The 17,319-nt window shown below is 70.6% G+C and carries 18 protein-coding genes and 1 pseudogene; 5 read left to right on the plus strand and 14 right to left on the minus strand.

Annotated elements, in window-relative coordinates:
- The first annotated feature begins 63 nt into the window (after positions 1–63).
- The 3 genes from IEZ11_RS48365 (at position 64) to IEZ11_RS52695 (ending at position 1,650) form a co-directional block, all read left to right on the plus strand.
- Positions 64–744, plus strand: a complete 681-nt coding sequence (locus tag IEZ11_RS48365; protein WP_229713931.1) for a GmrSD restriction endonuclease domain-containing protein — start codon at positions 64–66, stop codon at positions 742–744.
- Entirely contained in the window at positions 744–1,028 is a 285-nt protein-coding gene (locus tag IEZ11_RS48370) for a hypothetical protein (protein WP_189269493.1), read from the plus strand. The genes IEZ11_RS48365 and IEZ11_RS48370 overlap by 1 nt, the downstream gene beginning before the upstream one ends.
- Before the next feature lie 460 nt (positions 1,029–1,488).
- Positions 1,489–1,650 (plus strand): hypothetical protein, encoded by a 162-nt coding sequence (locus tag IEZ11_RS52695; protein ID WP_373295084.1) that lies wholly within the window; start codon positions 1,489–1,491, stop codon positions 1,648–1,650.
- 184 nt (positions 1,651–1,834) lie between these two features.
- Here the strand turns inward: IEZ11_RS52695 and IEZ11_RS48380 are convergent, their stop codons facing one another.
- From IEZ11_RS48380 to IEZ11_RS48390, 3 genes are all read right to left on the minus strand, one after another.
- Complete coding sequence (locus IEZ11_RS48380; RefSeq protein WP_229713933.1) at positions 1,835–2,332, minus strand: lamin tail domain-containing protein; 498 nt, start codon at positions 2,330–2,332, stop codon at positions 1,835–1,837.
- 577 nt (positions 2,333–2,909) lie between these two features.
- The gene (locus tag IEZ11_RS48385) at positions 2,910–3,986 is read right to left on the minus strand and encodes a response regulator (protein ID WP_189269494.1); all 1,077 of its coding nucleotides are present in this window, start codon (positions 3,984–3,986) and stop codon (positions 2,910–2,912) included.
- Positions 3,979–4,230 (minus strand): hypothetical protein, encoded by a 252-nt coding sequence (locus tag IEZ11_RS48390; protein WP_308426606.1) that lies wholly within the window; start codon positions 4,228–4,230, stop codon positions 3,979–3,981. The genes IEZ11_RS48385 and IEZ11_RS48390 overlap by 8 nt, the downstream gene beginning before the upstream one ends.
- 872 nt (positions 4,231–5,102) lie before the next feature.
- Between IEZ11_RS48390 and IEZ11_RS48395 the strand changes: the two genes are divergently transcribed.
- A complete protein-coding gene (locus IEZ11_RS48395) occupies positions 5,103–5,534 on the plus strand; it encodes a DUF6166 domain-containing protein (protein ID WP_189269495.1) in 432 nt (143 codons plus the stop codon).
- A gap of 340 nt (positions 5,535–5,874) precedes the next feature.
- Here the strand turns inward: IEZ11_RS48395 and IEZ11_RS48400 are convergent, their stop codons facing one another.
- From IEZ11_RS48400 to IEZ11_RS48450, 10 genes are all read right to left on the minus strand, one after another.
- The gene (locus tag IEZ11_RS48400; RefSeq protein ID WP_189269496.1) at positions 5,875–6,360 is read right to left on the minus strand and encodes a hypothetical protein; all 486 of its coding nucleotides are present in this window, start codon (positions 6,358–6,360) and stop codon (positions 5,875–5,877) included.
- A gap of 400 nt (positions 6,361–6,760) precedes the next feature.
- Positions 6,761–7,024 (minus strand): hypothetical protein, encoded by a 264-nt coding sequence (locus IEZ11_RS48405; RefSeq protein ID WP_189269497.1) that lies wholly within the window; start codon positions 7,022–7,024, stop codon positions 6,761–6,763.
- Between the two features lie 383 nt (positions 7,025–7,407).
- Entirely contained in the window at positions 7,408–7,890 is a 483-nt protein-coding gene (locus tag IEZ11_RS48410; protein ID WP_189269498.1) for a hypothetical protein, read from the minus strand.
- 19 nt (positions 7,891–7,909) lie between these two features.
- A complete protein-coding gene (locus IEZ11_RS48415; RefSeq protein ID WP_189269499.1) occupies positions 7,910–8,563 on the minus strand; it encodes an RNA polymerase sigma factor in 654 nt (217 codons plus the stop codon).
- Positions 8,564–8,800: 237 nt separating this feature from the next.
- The gene (locus tag IEZ11_RS48420) at positions 8,801–9,373 is read right to left on the minus strand and encodes a transcriptional regulator (protein ID WP_189269500.1); all 573 of its coding nucleotides are present in this window, start codon (positions 9,371–9,373) and stop codon (positions 8,801–8,803) included.
- 5 nt (positions 9,374–9,378) lie between these two features.
- Positions 9,379–11,262, minus strand: a complete 1,884-nt coding sequence (locus IEZ11_RS48425) for a helix-turn-helix domain-containing protein (protein WP_229713937.1) — start codon at positions 11,260–11,262, stop codon at positions 9,379–9,381.
- A gap of 140 nt (positions 11,263–11,402) precedes the next feature.
- Positions 11,403–11,936, minus strand: coding sequence for a hypothetical protein (locus IEZ11_RS48435; RefSeq protein ID WP_189269501.1), 534 nt, complete (start codon positions 11,934–11,936; stop codon positions 11,403–11,405).
- Between the two features lie 141 nt (positions 11,937–12,077).
- Positions 12,078–12,830 (minus strand): AAA family ATPase, encoded by a 753-nt coding sequence (locus tag IEZ11_RS48440; protein WP_189269502.1) that lies wholly within the window; start codon positions 12,828–12,830, stop codon positions 12,078–12,080.
- Positions 12,827–14,455: a TnsB C-terminal domain-containing protein gene (locus IEZ11_RS48445; protein ID WP_373295085.1), complete on the minus strand. Its 1,629-nt coding sequence runs from the start codon at positions 14,453–14,455 to the stop codon at positions 12,827–12,829. Before IEZ11_RS48445 ends, IEZ11_RS48440 begins: the two co-directional genes overlap by 4 nt.
- A gap of 160 nt (positions 14,456–14,615) precedes the next feature.
- Complete coding sequence (locus IEZ11_RS48450) at positions 14,616–15,839, minus strand: AAA family ATPase (RefSeq protein WP_229713935.1); 1,224 nt, start codon at positions 15,837–15,839, stop codon at positions 14,616–14,618.
- Positions 15,840–16,335: 496 nt separating this feature from the next.
- Between IEZ11_RS48450 and tpg the strand changes: the two genes are divergently transcribed.
- A complete protein-coding gene (tpg, locus tag IEZ11_RS48455) occupies positions 16,336–16,890 on the plus strand; it encodes a telomere-protecting terminal protein Tpg (RefSeq protein ID WP_189269505.1) in 555 nt (184 codons plus the stop codon).
- 20 nt (positions 16,891–16,910) lie between these two features.
- Here the strand turns inward: tpg and IEZ11_RS48460 are convergent.
- Positions 16,911–17,319: pseudogene (locus IEZ11_RS48460) on the minus strand (hypothetical protein); the annotation flags it as partial.

Genomic DNA, 17,319 nt, shown 5'->3' on the forward strand with positions numbered 1-17,319 from the left:
GGACACGCCCTCAACCTGGTCAGATCCTGCAGTTCGTACGGGCTGCCCCGCTATGCATAGGTCGTGATCACTCCCCGTGGGTGGCTTCGCGCCGCCACCGCCCTGCTGGGTCTGTCCGCCGTTCTTGTCCCCGCCTCGGCCTCCCCCGTCGCCGCAGCGCCCGCCGGGTTCGCACCGGCCAGCCACCAGCGGACGATCCCGGAGCCGCCTGGTGCGGATCAGGCGCGCACCGAACTCGACGCACTGGCTATCTCGTCTCCCCACTCGATGTCCGGCTACTCGCGGGCGAAGTTCCCGCACTGGGCCAAGCAGTACGGGGAGTGCGACACCCGTGAGGTCGTCCTGTCCCGCGACGGCGAGGGCGTCACCCAGGACTCGGCATGCAAGGCGATCGCCGGCACCTGGTTCAGCCCGTACGACAACCGGACCCTCGGCAGCGCGGCTCAGGTCGACATCGACCACATGGTCCCGCTCGCCAACGCCTGGCGGTCCGGCGCCGACACCTGGGACACCGCCACACGCAAGGCGTTCGCCAACGACCTGGACCACAGCCAGCTCATCGCGGTCTCCGCCGCCTCCAACCGCTCCAAGGGCGACCAGAGCCCCGACCAGTGGGCACCGCCCAACCGGAACTTCTGGTGCACCTACTCGCGGGCCTGGATCAGCGTGAAATACGCGTACGCCCTGAACATCACCCCACCGGAGAAAGACATGCTCGGCACCATGCTGGAAACCTGCGACTGATGCGCACACCCCCGGGGCCCGCCCGGCTCCGCGACAAGGTGGTCGCGGGGCCGGGCGGTGCCATGACCGACGAAGTCGGCGTCATCACCGGCGACCTCACCATCACCACTACCGCCCGCCCCGACGGCCTCGCCGACATCGCCGCCGAGTACACCGGCGCCGAGGAGACCTACACCCTCACCGGCAGCCCCGTCCCCGTGCCCCCGGCCGGGCTACGGGCCCTGCACGACCAGGCGCTCGCCGCGGTACGCGCAGGGCGGGCAGCCCAGGCGCCGCGTACCTGAAGACCCCTCGGCTACCTGTACGGCAGGTCTTTGAACAGGGCTGCGACTCTGCTCCGGAGCGGCTCCGGCGCGCCGGCTGCGGCCTGCGAGGATGCGATGGTCATCGCGGTCTCCCGGGCCCGGTCCGTGTATCTCAGCCGAATGGAGCAGCAGAGCCCGAGTCGTCGCCGCAGCGTTCTCCCACCACGTCATCGCTGTCAGCGGCACGAGCCGCTGCACTGGATAACGCACCGCTCACAGCGGGAAGACGGACCACCCCACAACTGTCACAGACGTCAGCGACACCTTCATCAAGGTGCGGATAACACCTGGTACCGCTCGCCGAGGCCCAGGACTCCGGAGCCTCCGCCTGGACCGCGAAGGAGCGCGAGGCCTACGCCAACGACCTCGACGACCCCCGTGCGCTGATCGCGGTCTCGGCGGCCTCCAACCGGTCCAAGGCCGACGAGGACCCCACCGAATGGCTCCCCCGTACACGCCCTACTGGTGCGCCTACGTCACCGGCTGGGGCGCCGACAAGACCCGCTACCAGCTGGCCGTCGGCCCCGCCGAGCAGAGTGCGCTCGCCGAACGCCTCGCCGCCTGCCCCGACCAGCCCGTCACCGTCACCTACGCCTGCTAGAGGGCACAGGGCATGCGTCTGGCCCGTCACCACGGCGGAAAGTGGGTGACGGGCCAGGCTGAACTGAGGGTAATCGGCAGCGGCCGGCGTACGCCCCTCCCCCCTTCTTTCTCGGGGTTCGCCACCAGTGTCGGGAGGCGCCGGGACGCGGCTCAGGCATGGGGCGCCGACGCCGGCAGGTCAGTCAGTGGCGGATGCCGCCGCCGTTGCGGTGTTCGCCGCGGTGCCGGCCCCAGGTGACCTCGTCGACCAGGCGGTCGCGGTTGTTGCGCAGGGTCGCGGTGTCGGTGTCGTTGTTCCACACGTAGGCGCGGCGGTCCTGGTAGACGTCGGTGGCGCTGTCGCGGCCCTCGCCGGTGTGGACGCGGACGGTGGCCCGCCCGTCCAGGCGGAAGTGGCGGAAGGTGTAGGTGTGGCCGGCCTCGTCGGTCAGCGTCCAGTCGTCCAGGTTCACCGCACGGCGGGTGGTGTTGGTGATGTCCACCCACTCCTTGTTCAGGGAGCGGTTGGAGCGGTCGTCACGCCCCGGCGAGTCGTACTGCACCGCGCTGATGACCACGTCGTGGTGCGGGCGGGCCGGGTGCTGGCCGGCTGCCGCGGCGGGCAGCGCGAGCGCGCCCAGGGCAGCGGCGGCCACAGCAGCGGCGGCGGTCAGACGGCGGGCGGAAACGGATACGGACACGAGGTCCCCCTTCTTGGGGCCGGACACCCCGGGCCGGCGGCATGAAAGACGCAGGCCGCCCGCGGTGTGTGGTGCGGGTCGGCGGCCAGTCGGCCGCACACCGCACACCCTGCCCGCCGTGCGGAGGAGTTGCGATGGATACAAGAAGGTCGTGGCAATTCATCCATGTTTCTACGACTCTTAAGTGCAAGATCAATTTATGTATTGAATGCATCGTGTTGACGGGTTGTCACCGGTTGATTCCGTGTGGGCTCTGGGCTCACCGGGGCAGACCGGCGTCTGCCGCCGGCTCCGGCCTGCAGGCCGTCACCCGAAAGTGCGTAACAGCCGCCGTGGTCCGGATGGCGCTACGGCCGGGGCCGGGCCGAGGCGGCATGGCCGCCGGGTGCCGGGCCGGGCAGGAGGAGCGGTCCAGGATCCTGCCGTTGACGCAGGGGACAGCGTGGCCGCTCCAGGCACCGCCGGCCGGGACGGCCGCGCGCTTGTGCACGCGCACGGACACCGCGCTGACGTTCCTGTTGTCCGCGGTGTCCGTCCCGGGGCCCGCTCCGTTGCCCGCGCAGGCGGTGTCCCGGGGTCACGTCTGGGTGTGCCGCTCCAGGTAGATGGAGGTGAACACGGCGACCTTGGCGCGCAGGGCCCAGGGGTCGAAGGGCTTGCTGATGTAGTCGACGGCGCCGGCCGCGTATCCGCGGGCGGAGTGTTCGGAGTCCACGCCCATGGCGGTCAGGAAGATGATGGGGACATCCCGGGTGCGGGGGCGGCGCTTGATGTGGGCGCAGGTCTCGTAGCCGTCCATCTCCGGCATCTGCACGTCCATGATGATGACCGCGAAGTCGTCGTGGTCCAGGAGTGCCTTGAGTGCCTCGCGCCCGGAGGGCACGGTGACGAGTTCCTGGTCGAGTGTTGCCAGAACCGCGGTCATCGCGAGGAGGTTGTCCGGCTGGTCGTCGACGATCAGGATTTTGGGCATGCCGTGCGGTGCGGCGGGCAGCGGGGGTGCGGGTTTCTCCACGGCCTCCAGCTGGCGTTCGAGGAGATTGCAGCGGTCCTCCGCCGCGGCGCGCTGGGCCCGGGCCTCTTTGAGATCCTCTCCGAGCCGCTCCACTTCCGCCTGCAGGGCGTTGCGTTCCTGGAGGAGGCCGGAGATGTCGGGGCTGGCCGCGGCGAGTGTGTCCGCCCGCTTCTGCTCCGCGCTGCGGTCGGCTTCCAGCTGGTTGAGCCGTGTCTCCAGGTCGGCGATGCGCTGGGTCCGGTCCAGGAGCGCGTCGCCCAGGACGTCGCCGCGGACGCTGGAGCGCCGCGAGATGCGGTCCGCGTCGGCCAGCTGCTGTTCCAGGAGTTCCATCGCGTGTTTGGGAGAGGAGGAGGCGTCCACCGCCGATCCGTACAGCCCCCGTACGAACTCGATGGCCTCGGTGGTCACCGCGGTCCCGCGGTGCTCGGCGAGATCCGCGAAGAGGTCGGTGATCACCTGCCACGGCGGTAACCGGGTGCCGTTCAGGTAACGCGAGAACGTTCCCGGGTCACGCCGGCGCCGCGCCGCATACCGGCGCACCGATACCTGCATGCCCTCGAACAGCTCGCGCAGAGCCATGGCCAGGGCGCGGGAGGCGTCATTGAGGTCGTCCCCCAGAGGCCGCAGCTCACCCATGGCTCTCCCCCTCCCCGGCACCGGCGCCGCCCTGCGGCCGGACCGGGCTGCCCTCAGCGCCGATGAGGCGGTTGAAGAACGGCACCGCCAGCCCCACCGCCGCGAGGCCCGCAAGCACACTGCGCGGCCCCCCTTCGCCCGCAAGCGCCGTCAGCCCGCCCGCGGCCGTGCCTGCGAGCAGCGCGAGCAGAAACACGAGAGTCGATCTCATCGACAGCAACGGCCCGTCCACCACGGTCTCCATTCACCTGCCCCACCCCAGCAATGGGGGGACGTTTCGCCCATCCAGCGGATTGCGGAAGAGGAGTTACAGAATGGATGAACCCCAAGCCGTTGCGGTCCATGTCCGCAGAACAGGGGCGGCAACAGTGTGCGTTGCATCCCTGCGCCCGCCCGTTCGCGGGACATCCCGGCCGGTCAGCACCCCACGGCTCCCCTCGTTGCCAGGATGTTGCTCTGCAACGCTGCCGCTCTGCGGCAACGCTGTGCCAGGCAACTGCGCGCGTCCTCGGTGCAGTTGGCGACGGCCGTGACGCCCGGCAGACGGCTCCGGTGTCCGACAGGGATGTCCCGTGCCGGGAAGGGGCCACGGCGCCGGCTTCGATCCGTTCGACATGCACCGGCAGAGGGCCGGATGCGGGGCCGCGTGAATCGTTCGACGCGGCTCGTCATCACCGCGAGTTGGCCTGTGCCCCCCCCTCTCGGGTGCTCTCACGCTGCACACAGGCCTGGTGGGGCGCCGCTCTCTCCCGTCCGGCGCAAGGCGTACGCGGTCTCGCGCAGGGCCGCTCCATGTCAGGCCGCTCGATGGATGCCTTCGAAGCAGGGCTGCACAAGACGCCCGGGGGGGCTCGCACCGAGGAAGCGAAGACTCCTTACGTACGCCTTGTGTACCGAGGAACTCTCCGTGTGCGGGGCGCAAGGCCCGCAACGACGCTGTCCGCGCCACGCAACTGCAGGCGCTGAAAGCCGCCATAGCCACATAGTCGGCGGAAGGCAGCATGTGCCGGCCGGTGAGGTGAGGGGGCGGGGTAACACAGTGGCGGTCCACCTCCGCGGGTGCGGGGATGGACCGCCACTTCAACGAGTCGTCTGGCCCTCTAGCGCGAGGGCCTCATGCGGGAGTGCTGGTCTATAGGGCCTCTCCCAAGCGAATTTAGGGGACAGCATGGTGTACGAGGACTGCATCTGCCACGCGGGATCCAGGACGGGCCGGAGACCGGCAGGAGCGACGAGGAGTGGCAGCCCGCCCGGATCCTCGTCGAGAAGCCGGAGTTCGGCCCCACCGAACGGCAGCAGGGCACCACCGTGCTGCGGGAACTGGCCGAACCGGAGAACAGCGGTTTCGGCTGGGGCTACAACGGCGGCGGCACCAGTGCGGCGGCCGCGGCGATCCTCGCCGATGCGCTCGCCCTCGGCGATCCGGACACGTGCGGCATCGGCTACACCGCCTATCCCGAGGACGAAGTGCTGGTCCAGCTGCGGGAGGACTTCTGCGACGACGTCCTTCCCAGATCTGCGACCAGTGGCGCCTGCGCCGCGGCGTGATCCTGCGCTGGTCGCTCGCCTGGTACCTGCAGCGCGGCACCGGGGAGCTGCCCGCGGCCCTGCAGCAGCTTCCGCCGCTCCAGAGCCAGCGCTGAACGACGGGCTCACCGAACACCGCGCGGCCGCGCAGACCGCTGCGAGGCCGCCTGGCCGACGCTGTCCACGGACAGGACACCGCGACACCGACGACGCTCACGCTTCCGAACAGCCCGGAGTGCAGGGCCGACCCGGACACAGAGAGCCGGTGGCACCGCCCGCCTTCCCTGCCAGGTCTCAAGAGAGCCAGGGCCGCGCACCGAGTTCCCTGCGCCCCGCCGTCAGACCGCCTGCGCCGGGGCGCTCATCCGTCGTGGTCCGGGTCGGCGCAGTGGAGGATGCCGGCGTCAGTCTCGTCACCGAGGCCCTGCTCGACGAACTCGGCGTGCCCGATGCTGAGGTACCGCAAGGGACGCCAGCGGGCAAGGTGGTCGGGATGGCCGGCGAAGCGTTGGGCTGTACCCGCCAGCCGGTTCCAGCCGGCCGCCAGACTCTGGCGCAGGTCCTGCACGAGCCCCGGCCGGTGGATGTCCCCCTCGGTGAGTTCGATCTCCCAGGAGACCAGGGCGTCATCGAGGTCGCGGCAGGCGGCCGCGATGGTGTGGGCGAGATGCTCCGCAGCCCAGCGGGCATCGGTTCCCTCCGGCTGGGCGCGGGCAATCTCGCCGAGGCGCGCGGCGAGGAAGTCCTGCAGCGGGCCCACGTCGGCACTGCGCAGATCGTCAGAGAACTCCAAGATGCCCGCCGGGGCGAGGAGCCGGTCACGGCCGGGGGTAGCGCGGTGGGCCATGCAGGTTTCCCTCCCCGCTTCCTGCGCACAGGCGACCGGTCGTCATGTCCCGTTCTGTCACGTCGGACAGCAGGAGGTTATCCGACGCCCGAAGCGTGCTGCGCATGCAGCCGCCGGCCCGTTCCCAGCAATCCGTGCGACGGGCGCCGGTGGTCGTGGGAGCCTCCGGCGCCGCCGCAACGGGCACCGCGAGAGCAAGAAGGGCACCTGTGGTGCAGGCCGTGCCCAGATCCGGATACGGCATGAACAGCGGTCCGGACGACACCCGGAGTTCCTGGCGGAATCACAACTCACGGCTGGCTGGTCCCCGTTGGGAACAACGGGACCAACCCGGTCGGCGCAGGAACCGGTCCGGCCAGGTGTGATGTGTCGCGGTCCTGGTCCCACGAGAGAGCAGGCCTCACCGGTGGTCAGCCTTGCGGGAAGTGAGGACGGACGTGCTGGGGGCCGGCATCCGCGGTTGGCCGGCGGGCGGTGTCGCTGCCGGGGCCGGCACCGGCGGCACGCTGGTCTGCAAGACGCTCGGGTCTTTCTCGCAGACAAGATAGAGCGCGGTGAGGATGCCGAGCCCCACCAGAATGGCTGCTCCCATGCGCGGATTTCGGTAGGCGATATAAACACCCCCGCCCGCGAGTGCGAGAGCAACGACAAGAACCAGGGTCACCGAAGCTTCCTCCGCTCTCGTGAAAAATTTTTTGACGGACGGCTCATGGGCCCCTCCTCGGTCTCGATACAAGGACGGAGCCGCGGGCTGAAATATTTCAACCGGGCCAGAAACGGTGAAGGGTCCGGACACCATCCCTCCCGGTGTCCGGACCCTCTGTGTTACGTCGATCTCCATACGTGATGGCTGGCTAGCTCGGCCCCTCCCCCGAGAAGGCCACGCCCCCAATAGCCGGGATCGGAGATCGGCGTCCCCCCGAACAATCGGTTCGCTGCCTGACGGGAGTAACTAGACCCTCAGGTGGCGCTGATTGAACACTATGTTCCCCTATCGAGACTTATGGCAATTTGAGTGCCACAAGCCGGGCTGGCACGCTGAGATTTTCAGCGTATCGAGTTCTGGAGCCGGCGGATGCTCTGCAGGACGCTGGGTCGTTCCGCAGACGGATCGAGGGCAAGTTCATCGACGATCTCGACGGCCACTTCGTCACCAGCATGCGCCGCGTGGAGCCACCACACGAATGCTGTTGTTTCGTCGTCTACCTGCTCGACGATCTCCGCAATCCTCCTTAAGACACCTCCCTTCCCCTTCTCCTGGTCCTCTTCCGGCACAGCTGCAGGGAGAAGGCCCCGCAACTCCTCCAGGAGGTCCTCCGGTTCCGGAGGAGCAAGCCATGCCTCCTGGCTGTCTTCCTCGGCCCCGGCCGGCTGCGGGCAGCCCCCGTCGCTGGCTGCACCGCAGGCTGCCGTGCCCCGAGCAATCCCTATCTTCGAGAAGAACTCGCCAAGGAATTGCTCGGGGTCGGGTCGGTCGCCTGAGGAAGATCGGGAGTTGAGTGCCAAGGTGAGCTGTTCTGCGGCGTTCACTATGGCTTCCTCCCTTCTCTCAGTTCCTCTTCCAGGCTTCCTCAAGAGCCTTGAGGGCCCTTTTCTCGTAGCGGCGTGCAGTCGCCTCCGAGATACGGAGGACCGCTGCTACCTCTGCGCTCTTGAGTTCCTGCGCGTAGCGCAGGTGGATGACCAGACGCCAAGTAGGATTCAAGGCCTGCAGGACATCAAGTGTCCTGCCGAAGCTGTCATCGTCCTCGACGCGCGAGTATTCGTCGGTCCCGACGATTACTTTCCTGGCATCTTCTTCTTCCCGTTCCCTCCGGGACTTTCCGCTCCGGATCGTGTCGACAGCCGCATGGGTAATCGACCTGTACGCATAGCCCCGGCTACTTAAAACGCGAATCCTAAATTCCGGATCAGGCCAGCTTTTCCAGAACTTCAGAAATACGTCCTGGACCGCATCCTGCGCATCCCAAAGGCTGCCGGTAATCCGGTAAGCGGCCCTGATGAAACTGTCCGTGCGCTCTTCGCAGTATTTAACGAAGTCAGCACAGGCTTCCGGGGATATCGCCTCTGCGGCAGAAGTGGCTTTCTCCTGCCCAGAGTTCGGACCCGGCGTGGCTTCCGGGTCCGGGGACCCGCCGGTGAACGAAGACGCTGAGGGCCTCCTGTCATCCCGCGGGTCTTCGAAGTGGTCGCCGATCTCCATCGACGGCCCCCTTCTCGGTAAGACCGGCTCGGGCCCCGTGTCCCAGAGAAGGCACCGAGTCCGATGGGCCGGGGCAAGAACCCTGGCTTGTACGTGAAGACGGAGCAGCAGCCGGGTTTCCGTCACCCCAGTCCAAGATCTTTCCCGGGCGGGTGTCGTTGCCGGTCAGACGCCCGTGGGCAGGGCGCCGGCAAAGGCAGAGCACGAGACGGGATGTGAGAACCCGCCCCCAGGCAGTCAGGCGGCGAAGCCGATGGTGGTGACGTACTCGTACTGACCCCACTGGGAGCCGAGGTCGGCGACCTTGTCGATCCACGCGTCGTCCAGCGCCTGGTCGTCGCCGGCCACCCACGCGGCGACGATCCCCTCCCAGCGCCGCACGTTCATGGTCCTGAACGCGACCACGCGCTGGTGGGGCCGGGCCACGCCGGACTGGCTGAGCGGGTGGAACTCCACCCGGGTGCCCTGGCCGCCCCGGTTGAGACGGGCCAGCAGGTAGCGGGCGACGTTCTCCCGCCGCACGGTGCGGTACGCCTGCTCGATCCGCTCCAGATTCCGGCGCGAAGGCGAGCGGGTGCCCTCCAGCCAGGCCCGCACCGTCCGGTCCGTCACGGTGAGACCGGCCGCGCGGGCGGCCGTGCGGGCGCGGTCGGTGCGGGTGAGGTAGTGCAGGCGGGCGAGCAGGCCACGCGGGGCGGTGACGGGGGTGGCGATGTAGCCGGCGAGAGCGTCGAGCCGGCGGGCGACGGCTTCGTGGCCCTTGATGCCGCGGGCGCCGAAGTGGCCGAAGTCGAGGGTGCGCTCGGGCATGCCGGTCAGGCCTCTTCCGCGGCCGGGATGCCGGCGTCGTTGATGGTGTAGACGTCCTTGGGTTTCATCTCAGCGAGGCCGCGTCCCTCGGGGAAGACGGCGCGCCAGTCGCCGATGACGTGGAGTTCGTCGGTGCCCATCGCGCGCACGACCATCAGGCCCTCGTCGTAGGCGCGGTGGGCCCTCCACCACAGGTTCGCGAACGCCTGTGAGCGGATCAGGTGCATCCAGTCGGTGCGGTAGAGCTCGCGGTTGTAGTTCGACTCGCCCATGGTAGAGACGAACTTCGAGTACATCGCCTTGACGTACTCCCCCGTCACGCCGTCGCCGGCGGCGATCGCCCCGTCCCGGGCGTCCTTCAGTACGAGGCGGAACTTCTCCAGCAGTCCCTCGGTCGCGCCCGACGTCCACGACTCGTGGATCACGGGCGCCTCGCACAGCCCGTACTTCGGGCCGGAGATCCGCAGCAGCAGGCGCAGGGTCGGCTCGGTCACCCACAGCGGGCCCGCCTCGTCACGCTGGCCGATCGGGTTCGGGAGGACCTGGTCGTGGTCCCAGCCGGGCGGGGTGATCAGGTGCACGCCGGCCCGGCGCGGATGGTGCTGCCCGCCGGTGGAGTGCTCCAGCTGGCCGAGCGGCAGATGCGTCTTGAGCGCCGACAGGTAGGCCCCGTTGACGTCCAGCGCGGTCACTTCGTGCTCACCGGCCGGGAGTTCGGGGCGGGTCCATTTCGGGCGGGCCTCCCAGACCTGGTCGGCGCCCTTCGCGCTCTGCTTGCGCAGCACGTCCGGCAGCCACGGATGCGCGACGACGTCGTAGCGGCCGCCCAGACGGGCCTGGTCCAGCAGGACCATCGCGTCCGGGATCGCCCGCTTCACCAACGCCGCCGTCGCCTCGTCCGCATCCCCGCCGTGCTCGGCGAGCGCGGCCGCGACCGCCGCGGTGATCCGCCCGGCCAGCGGGTCCGGAGCGCCGGCCGGCCGCACCCGCCGCCCGGCCGCAACCACCTTCACCCCCTGCCGCCCGCGCGGACTCTGCCGCGCCCCGCCGCCGCGGCCCCGGCCAGGCGCTGCCCCGGCCGGAACAGCCGCCGGCCCGCGCTCCGGCTCCGGCTCCGGCTCCGGCTCCGGCTCCGGCTCCGGCTCCGGCTCCGGTACAGGCTCCGGTACAGGCTCCGGCTGCGCGGCCATGGGTGCGGGTGCGGGTGCGGGTGTGCACTCGTCCGGAGGCAGGTGCTGGGGGAACCCTTCGACCTGGTGACGGGCCGGCCGCCCGCACAGCACGCACGGCTGCGGCACCGCGAGCACATCGCCGTCGTCCTGACCCGCCGCCTGCCCGGCATCCGCGACCACCTCACCCCCGGATTCGGGTGCGGGTACGCCGGTGCGGCCTTGCCCGGCCGTCTCGGCAGAGCGCCGGGCCCTGGCTCCCTCGAGGAAGTACGCGTACTTCACTCTCGCCTCGCCGCTCGGCTCCCGCCCTGCCTCCCAGCCCCCGACCGTGGAGGCACTGACCCCCAGGGCCTGGGCCAGGCGGGCCCGCGAGAGGTTCAGCTCCTCACGCAGGGCGCGCCGCTCCCCGGCCGGCGGCATGATGTCCCCGGCAGCCGCGGGACGCCGGGTACCGGCCTGCCGGCCCAGGGCGAGGCGGCGCGCGGCGGACAAGGCCTCCACGGCCCGGGTGGGTCCCTCCACGACGTCGAAGACGTCGATGCCGTAGTGCGCGGCGACCGCCTCGCAGTCCGCCAGGGTCCAGGCCGCCAGGCCGCGCTGACGACGGCTCACCTGCGCCTGGCTCACCCCAAGAACAGCGCCCAGAACCGCCTGCGATTCACCGGTCGCGTACAGGAGCGCCGCCACCGCCGACCTCACCCGCTCTTCCAGCCCCATACTCACAGCGACGATCTTACCACCTATATCTCATGTTCTATTCGTGTGGCGCATGACATGGGATCATGGAGGCTAGATCGGGCGGGGCCGTGTGCGGGGCCCCGGTCACGGGCAGGGCCCGGGTGGTCCCAGGCCTCCCTCTAGGGCCGTGCGGGCGGGTAGAGGGCCTGTACGGCGGCGCGGGTGGTGACCATACGGTGGTCGCAGTGGCGCAGCAGGTGCGCCAGGTCCACCGGCAACGGGGCGTGGTGCACCACGCTCACGTCCGTGCCGGTGGCGCGGTGCAGGGCCACCAGGTCCGCCCACACGCCCAGCGGCACGCGGTGCCCGCGCAGGACGGTCAGCCGGCGCACGTCCCCGGCCTCAAGAGCGGCGCGCACCGCATGCTCCTGCTCGGCCCGGCCGGCACTCCCGGCACGCGAAGGGCGGTCCGGGAGCCGGCCGGACACCGCGTGCAGGACGTCGTGCCACAGCAGCCGTCCCTCCCCGCCCACGGTGGGGTGGACGACGACCTGCCCCGCCGCCGGCTGGTGGGCGGCCAGCACGGTGCGGGTCACGTGCACGTCGTCCTCGCGGTCCACGACCACCGTGAACGGCGCGCGGCCCGCGGTGCGCAGCACCCACCCGGGCGGGCAGCGCCCGGAGGCAGCCCGCCCGCACACCACCACGTCCACGGCGATCTCACCCAGCGCGTTGATCGAGTCCAGCGTCCCCGCCTCCCTCCGTCTTCTCCGCCTCCCGCCGGCCGCACCCTCCTCCCCCCTTCTCCTCCCGGGTGCGGGCGAGGGGTCAGGGGCCGCGTGCGGCCGGGAAGGTCAGACGGCGCCGCCCAGCCGGCCGAACGCCCACCGCAGCACCTCCCGGTCCACCCGCTCCCGCCCCGTACGGGCCAGCGCCAGACGCACATGCGCGGTCAGACGGGCCCAGCTGCGGAAATTACCGTGCGCGGCATGCTGGTCGGCGAACGCGATGTCGGCCGCATCGGCACCGGCCCACACCGGGTGGAACAGCGGGATCGTCTCCGCGACCTCGTCCGGCGTCAGGCGGGTGAAGTGCTGCCAGATGAAGATCCGGGAGGAGAGCATCGGCTCGCGGCGCAGCACGGTGTAACAGCCCTCGCCGCCCACGAAGATGACCGCGAGCCGGGTCGCCAGATCGTCCCAGAGGTAGCGGAAGTACTCGAACGCCTCCCCGTTGAGCCACTGCGCCTCGTCCACCAGGAACGTCCGCGGGCGCTCGGCCAGGGCCGCCTTCAGCAGCCGGTCGAACTCGCTGGGGTGGCGCGGCGGTTCACCGGCCAGGTCGAGCGCGGAGAACAGTTCGTAGCGCACCGCGCGGGCGGTGGGACGGGCCCGGAAGGTGATCTTGCAGACGTCCTCGCCGGGCTCGAGTGCGCGCAGGCAGACGTTGACGGCGAGGGTCTTTCCGAAGCCTGCCCCGCCGTGGATGCACATCATCGCGCGTGCCGCGACCGTGTCGGCGATGTTCTCCCGCGCGGTCAGCAGAGCGCGGGTGGTGACCACGGACGCATCGGGCAGGTCGACGTACTGGTAGGCGGCCGCGCTCACGAGGCGTCTCCGTCTTCGTCGGTGGTGGGAGGTGCGGCCCGCCCGTCACGGCCGTCCGGGACAAAAGCACCATCACGGTCGGCCGGGTACGGGACCGGCGGGTGCGGGACGGGCGAGCCCGGCGTGGTCAGCGCGGCCAGGGAAGCAGGGGTGCGCCAGTCGGCCGGGGGCGCGGCGGGCGGGATGAGGTCCGGCATCGCCAGATCCGACAGGTCGGTGCCGGCGGCCTGGGCGAGTTCGGCCTCGGCCTGCACGGTGGGCAGCGCGCCGAGCCGCTGAGGTGCCTCGGGCTGGTTCACGGCGGCGTAGCGCTCGCGCTGGGACGCCTCCAGGTCCTTCTTCAGGCGGCGCGCACGGGCGGCCCGCGCCCGCCGTACCGCGCTGACCTGTTCGTCGGTGGCCTGGTCGGCCAGGTCCGCAGGACCGAGGTAGCGGCCGGTGGCCGCGTGGTAGACCTCGATCCGGTGGTCGTGGTGGGGCATGAAACGGACCCGGACCTGGATCCCGGCCTGCCCGGTCATCCACGGCCCCGCATAGTCGCGTCTCCTGAAACGGATGCCGCGGGTGGTCAGCGTGCGGGTGCCGGCGTCCTCCAGGGTGAACGTCCACAGATCTGCCGCGGGCACGTCCCGCAGCGGGGTGGGATCGCCCTGCCACGCCTCAAGCGGAGTCCTGCCCCGCAACGGCGCCGGGCAGTGCTCGGTGTTCCACCACAGCGTCCAATCCAGCAGCCGGGCGGTGAAGTCCTCGAAGCCGAGCAGCACCTCGTCCTTCGGACGGGAAGCCCGTTTGCCGGGACGCGGCTGGCGGGCATAGCCGGGCAGCGCGGCCAGGAACATGCTCTCCACCGCCCGGTTCAGGCCCTCCACGGTGCCCTTGAGGTGGGGGGTGTAGGCGGGCAGGTCCTCCACCGTCACGTCGAGGAGGTCGAACGCGGCGGTCACCGTCCGGGACAGGAAGTCCTTGCCACGGTCGACCCGTACCTTCTCGGGCAGACCGCCGAACGGACCGTAAGGCTCCTCGCGCAGGACCGCGGAACGCAGCGCGGCCAGCACCGACTCCCGCGACGGATCCCCCGGCGTGACCGCGACACCGGTGACCGCGTTCGTCGCGCAGTCGGTGAACCACGTGATCCACGGCCTGCGGGCCCTGCCGTCGACATCGACCAGCACCGGCGCCTGGACATGATCGGTCTCCCACACCTGGTTGCGCCAGCCGCGCGGCCTGGCCAGGAACACATCATGCCTGCGCGCCGCCCGCTCCCCACCCGCAAGCCCCGCCCGCTCCCCCGGCGTCAGATCCCGGCGGATCGCCCGGTGCAGCGTCGTCAACGACGGTGCGTCACCAGGCGGAGACTGCCGAGCGGCACGCAGGACCAGCTCGCGATGGACCGCCCGCACGTTCCCCTTCCACAACGCCAGCAGCCCACGGACCTCAGACGTGATCGCGAACCTCGTACCGGCCCGGGACCGTGCGCCAGGGTCGGCAGCTGCGGCCTCATCATTCTCAGCGGCGGCCAGCCAACGCCACACCGTGCGCTCCGACACCCCCAGCGCGTCCGCAGCCACGCGGACATGACCGGCCGTCAGCCCTTTCCCCGCCCGCAGAGCGAGCAGCCGCCGCACCGCGGGACCACGCAGCGCCGTCCTCGACGCCGCAGGCAGCCCGCCGCCCGCGCGGGCGGCGCCTTCATCGTGCATGCCAGCTCCCTCGCGCAGTGGGACGTCGTGTGTTCGCCGGGGCCGAGAGCATGCAAGCACCCCGACCGTTGCAGGAGCGCTCCGCTCACAGTGGCGGCGCGACCCGCTTAAACAACCGCCGCAGCAAGGCCCGGTCGACGGACGTGTCAGCGGTGGTGAGCAGCGCGTTCTGCAGATGCGCGGTCAATGCGGCCCACGTACGCAACGTGCCGTGCGCGCACGACTGGTCGATCCACGTCAGTTCCGGGGCCGGGACGGTACGCCACAGCGGATGGAAGCCGGTCACCACACTCGTCACTTCCGCTCCGGCCAGGCGCGGAACCTCCTGCCACGCGACCACCCGCGACGCCAGCTGCGGAAGCCGGGCCAGCGCCCGCTCGCTGCCCGCCCCGCACAACACCAGCGTGATCCGCGTGCCGGGGTGGTCCCACAAGCTCTGCAGGTACTCCAGACACCGCGCAGGAAGGCGCTGCGCCTCATCGACCACCAGCACCCGCGCCTCAGCCAGAGCCCCCGCGACCGCCGCATCGGCCAGCGCCGACGTGTGCGGGAAACGGCCCGGCAGCCCCAAAGCGTCGAACACGGCCCGCCGCATGCCGGCCACCGACGGACGCACCGGCACCGGCACCCACGTCACCTTCCAGCCCGGGGGCACTTCGCCAAGCGCCATCCGCACGGCGGCGGTCTTGCCCCGGCCCGGGTCGCCGAACACACACACTGCGCCCTGGGTCGCCATCGCCTGACCGACCGCCTCGGCCACCGCCCGCACCGACGACGTCCGCACCAGCTTCGCTCCCGCCGGCAACGCCACACCCGCCACCGCGCCGCTCTCCCCCGCCGACAAGCCGCTGGTCGCCTCTGGTCCGAGACGCGGCGGCGTAGACGTCTTCGCCGCGCCGCCCTCCCGCGGTCCGGCCACCAGGGCGAGGTCTGCCACTGCCTGGCGCGTCTGCTGCTCCTCCCGCTCCCGCCGCAGCACCACGCGGTCCGGCAGGACCCTGCCGGCCTCCACGTCCCGGCGCACCACCCGGTGCAACGAGGCCAGCGAGGGCACCTCGCCCCCGGCCTCCTTCATATGCCGGTGCAGCGCCGCCACATTCCCGCCCGCCTGGGCCAGTACTCCCCACGCCAGATCGGACAACTCCAGCCGGGCCCGGGGCCTGCGCTCCACGCGGCCCTCCGTCCGCGCCGCCTCCAGCCAGCGCCACACCGTGCGCACATTCACCCCTCCGACCTGCGCGCCCGCACGCACATGCGCCGTCGTCAACGCCCCCGCCGCATCGAGCTCCAGCAACCGCGCAACCAGCACCGGCCTGGACACCTTCAGCCCCGCCGTGATCTCACCCCACGCACCCGGCTCCCCCACTCCACACCCTTCCGGACGCGCAAAACCAACACCAACCACCGTGCCGCCGCGCAGACACAGAAGGATCAGAAGTGCCGTTCCTGAGACAGAGGCACAAGGCGGGGTGTACCGCCCCATGACAGCCACGCCCACTACAGATACCGCTCTACGGCAGTGACACCGCCCTTCATGAACACCCGAACAGGGGAAACACCCCGGCCTGACATACCGTCACCGACACCCACCCACTGACACCAAACCGGCACATCGCAAGTTCCATGGCTGCCCCCAAGGCACTCTCCGGAACTTGCATTGCTTCACGTCCTTCAGCCGAGGATGAGCGGTGGCGTCCTGGCTATGCCTGAACTGGCAGGGGCAAGCGGCTTGATGTGAGAGATCTGGGAAAGCAGACGGCCGCCATGCACCGGCCATCGCGGTGGCAGAACGGTCGGGGGCGGGCATGGGTGAGATCGTCAAGGGGCTCGAACAGGCGTTGCTGACCCGTCCCGTGCCCACGCGTGAGGCTGCTGTGCGTTTCCTGCTCAAGGCGGAGAAGGGCTCCACGAAGAACGCGGCTGTCCTCCCGGGGATCTCCCAGCGCACGGTACAGAGGTGGCTCACCACCCGGCCGGGAATGCGCCGCCGCCCCAGTGCTGTGCATGCGGGGTTGATCGATGAGGCCGTCAGGGCACGGTGGCAGACCCGGGTACGGGCCCGTCTGCGGGCCCGGGCCGAGGCCGACGGCTTTGTCCTCCACACCAGGGCGCGGTTCGGATTCGCCGCTCCGGCAGGCTCCTCGGACGACCCGCGGGTACGGCTGATCACCCAGCACCTGTCAGGAGAAATGGCCCGCGAGCTGTTCGCCGCCCAGGACGCCGGCGGAGGCGAACAGCAGCAGATGGTGATCCTCGCCCGTGCTTTGGGACATGCCTACTTCCGGGACACAGGCCTGCGCGCCCACGGTCTCGGGATCGCCTTCACCGATGTGGAGTTCGCCGATTTCTCCATCGGCTGACCGTGCACCAGGGTTCGAGCTCAGGATGAGGGCGGGGTCTGGTGCCGTGTCAGCATCGCGTCGTAGCCCTGTGCTTCCCTGCGTTCACGCCAGTCCCACCGGATACGGCCAGTACGCTCGTCGGCGGGCAGCCGAGGCGGGCGCAGCCGGGCGCACTCGGCCACGCGCAGCAGGTGGGTGCGGTCGTGAGGGCCGGCCAGCAGATGCTGGTCCCGGCCAGGCGCGAGCCGGGCGAAGCACACCGCGGCTTTCAGGAAGACACGCGCCCACGGCGGCACCCGGTGGGAGGCGCAGCCATCGGTGTAGCGGGCACGGCCATGCAGGGCCACGGTGGCCGCGGCGTCGCCGTAGTCGCCGGGGCGGGCGCCTGACTTCCGCAGTTGGTGGGCATGCAAGGGTGTCGAATCGGTGGTCTGAGCTGCGGAAATG

Source organism: Streptomyces fuscichromogenes, assembly GCF_014645815.1.
In the GTDB taxonomy this organism is placed as follows: Bacteria; Actinomycetota; Actinomycetes; order Streptomycetales; family Streptomycetaceae; genus Streptomyces; species Streptomyces fuscichromogenes.

Excerpts from the sequence above, each read along its gene's own strand:
- IEZ11_RS48385 (WP_189269494.1), bottom strand. The coding sequence starts at position 3,986 with ATGGGTGAGCTGCGGCCTCTGGGGGACGACCTCAATGACGCCTCCCGC.
- IEZ11_RS48370 (WP_189269493.1), top strand. The coding sequence starts at position 744 with ATGCGCACACCCCCGGGGCCCGCCCGGCTCCGCGACAAGGTGGTCGCG.
- IEZ11_RS48400 (WP_189269496.1), bottom strand. The coding sequence starts at position 6,360 with ATGGCCCACCGCGCTACCCCCGGCCGTGACCGGCTCCTCGCCCCGGCG.
- IEZ11_RS48420 (WP_189269500.1), bottom strand. The coding sequence starts at position 9,373 with ATGCCCGAGCGCACCCTCGACTTCGGCCACTTCGGCGCCCGCGGCATC.
- IEZ11_RS48415 (WP_189269499.1), bottom strand. The coding sequence starts at position 8,563 with ATGGAGATCGGCGACCACTTCGAAGACCCGCGGGATGACAGGAGGCCC.
- IEZ11_RS48425 (WP_229713937.1), bottom strand. The coding sequence starts at position 11,262 with ATGGGGCTGGAAGAGCGGGTGAGGTCGGCGGTGGCGGCGCTCCTGTAC.
- IEZ11_RS48390 (WP_308426606.1), bottom strand. The coding sequence starts at position 4,230 with ATGGAGACCGTGGTGGACGGGCCGTTGCTGTCGATGAGATCGACTCTC.
- tpg (WP_189269505.1), top strand. The coding sequence starts at position 16,336 with ATGGGTGAGATCGTCAAGGGGCTCGAACAGGCGTTGCTGACCCGTCCC.
- IEZ11_RS48395 (WP_189269495.1), top strand. The coding sequence starts at position 5,103 with ATGCGGGAGTGCTGGTCTATAGGGCCTCTCCCAAGCGAATTTAGGGGA.
- IEZ11_RS52695 (WP_373295084.1), top strand. The coding sequence starts at position 1,489 with ATGGCTCCCCCGTACACGCCCTACTGGTGCGCCTACGTCACCGGCTGG.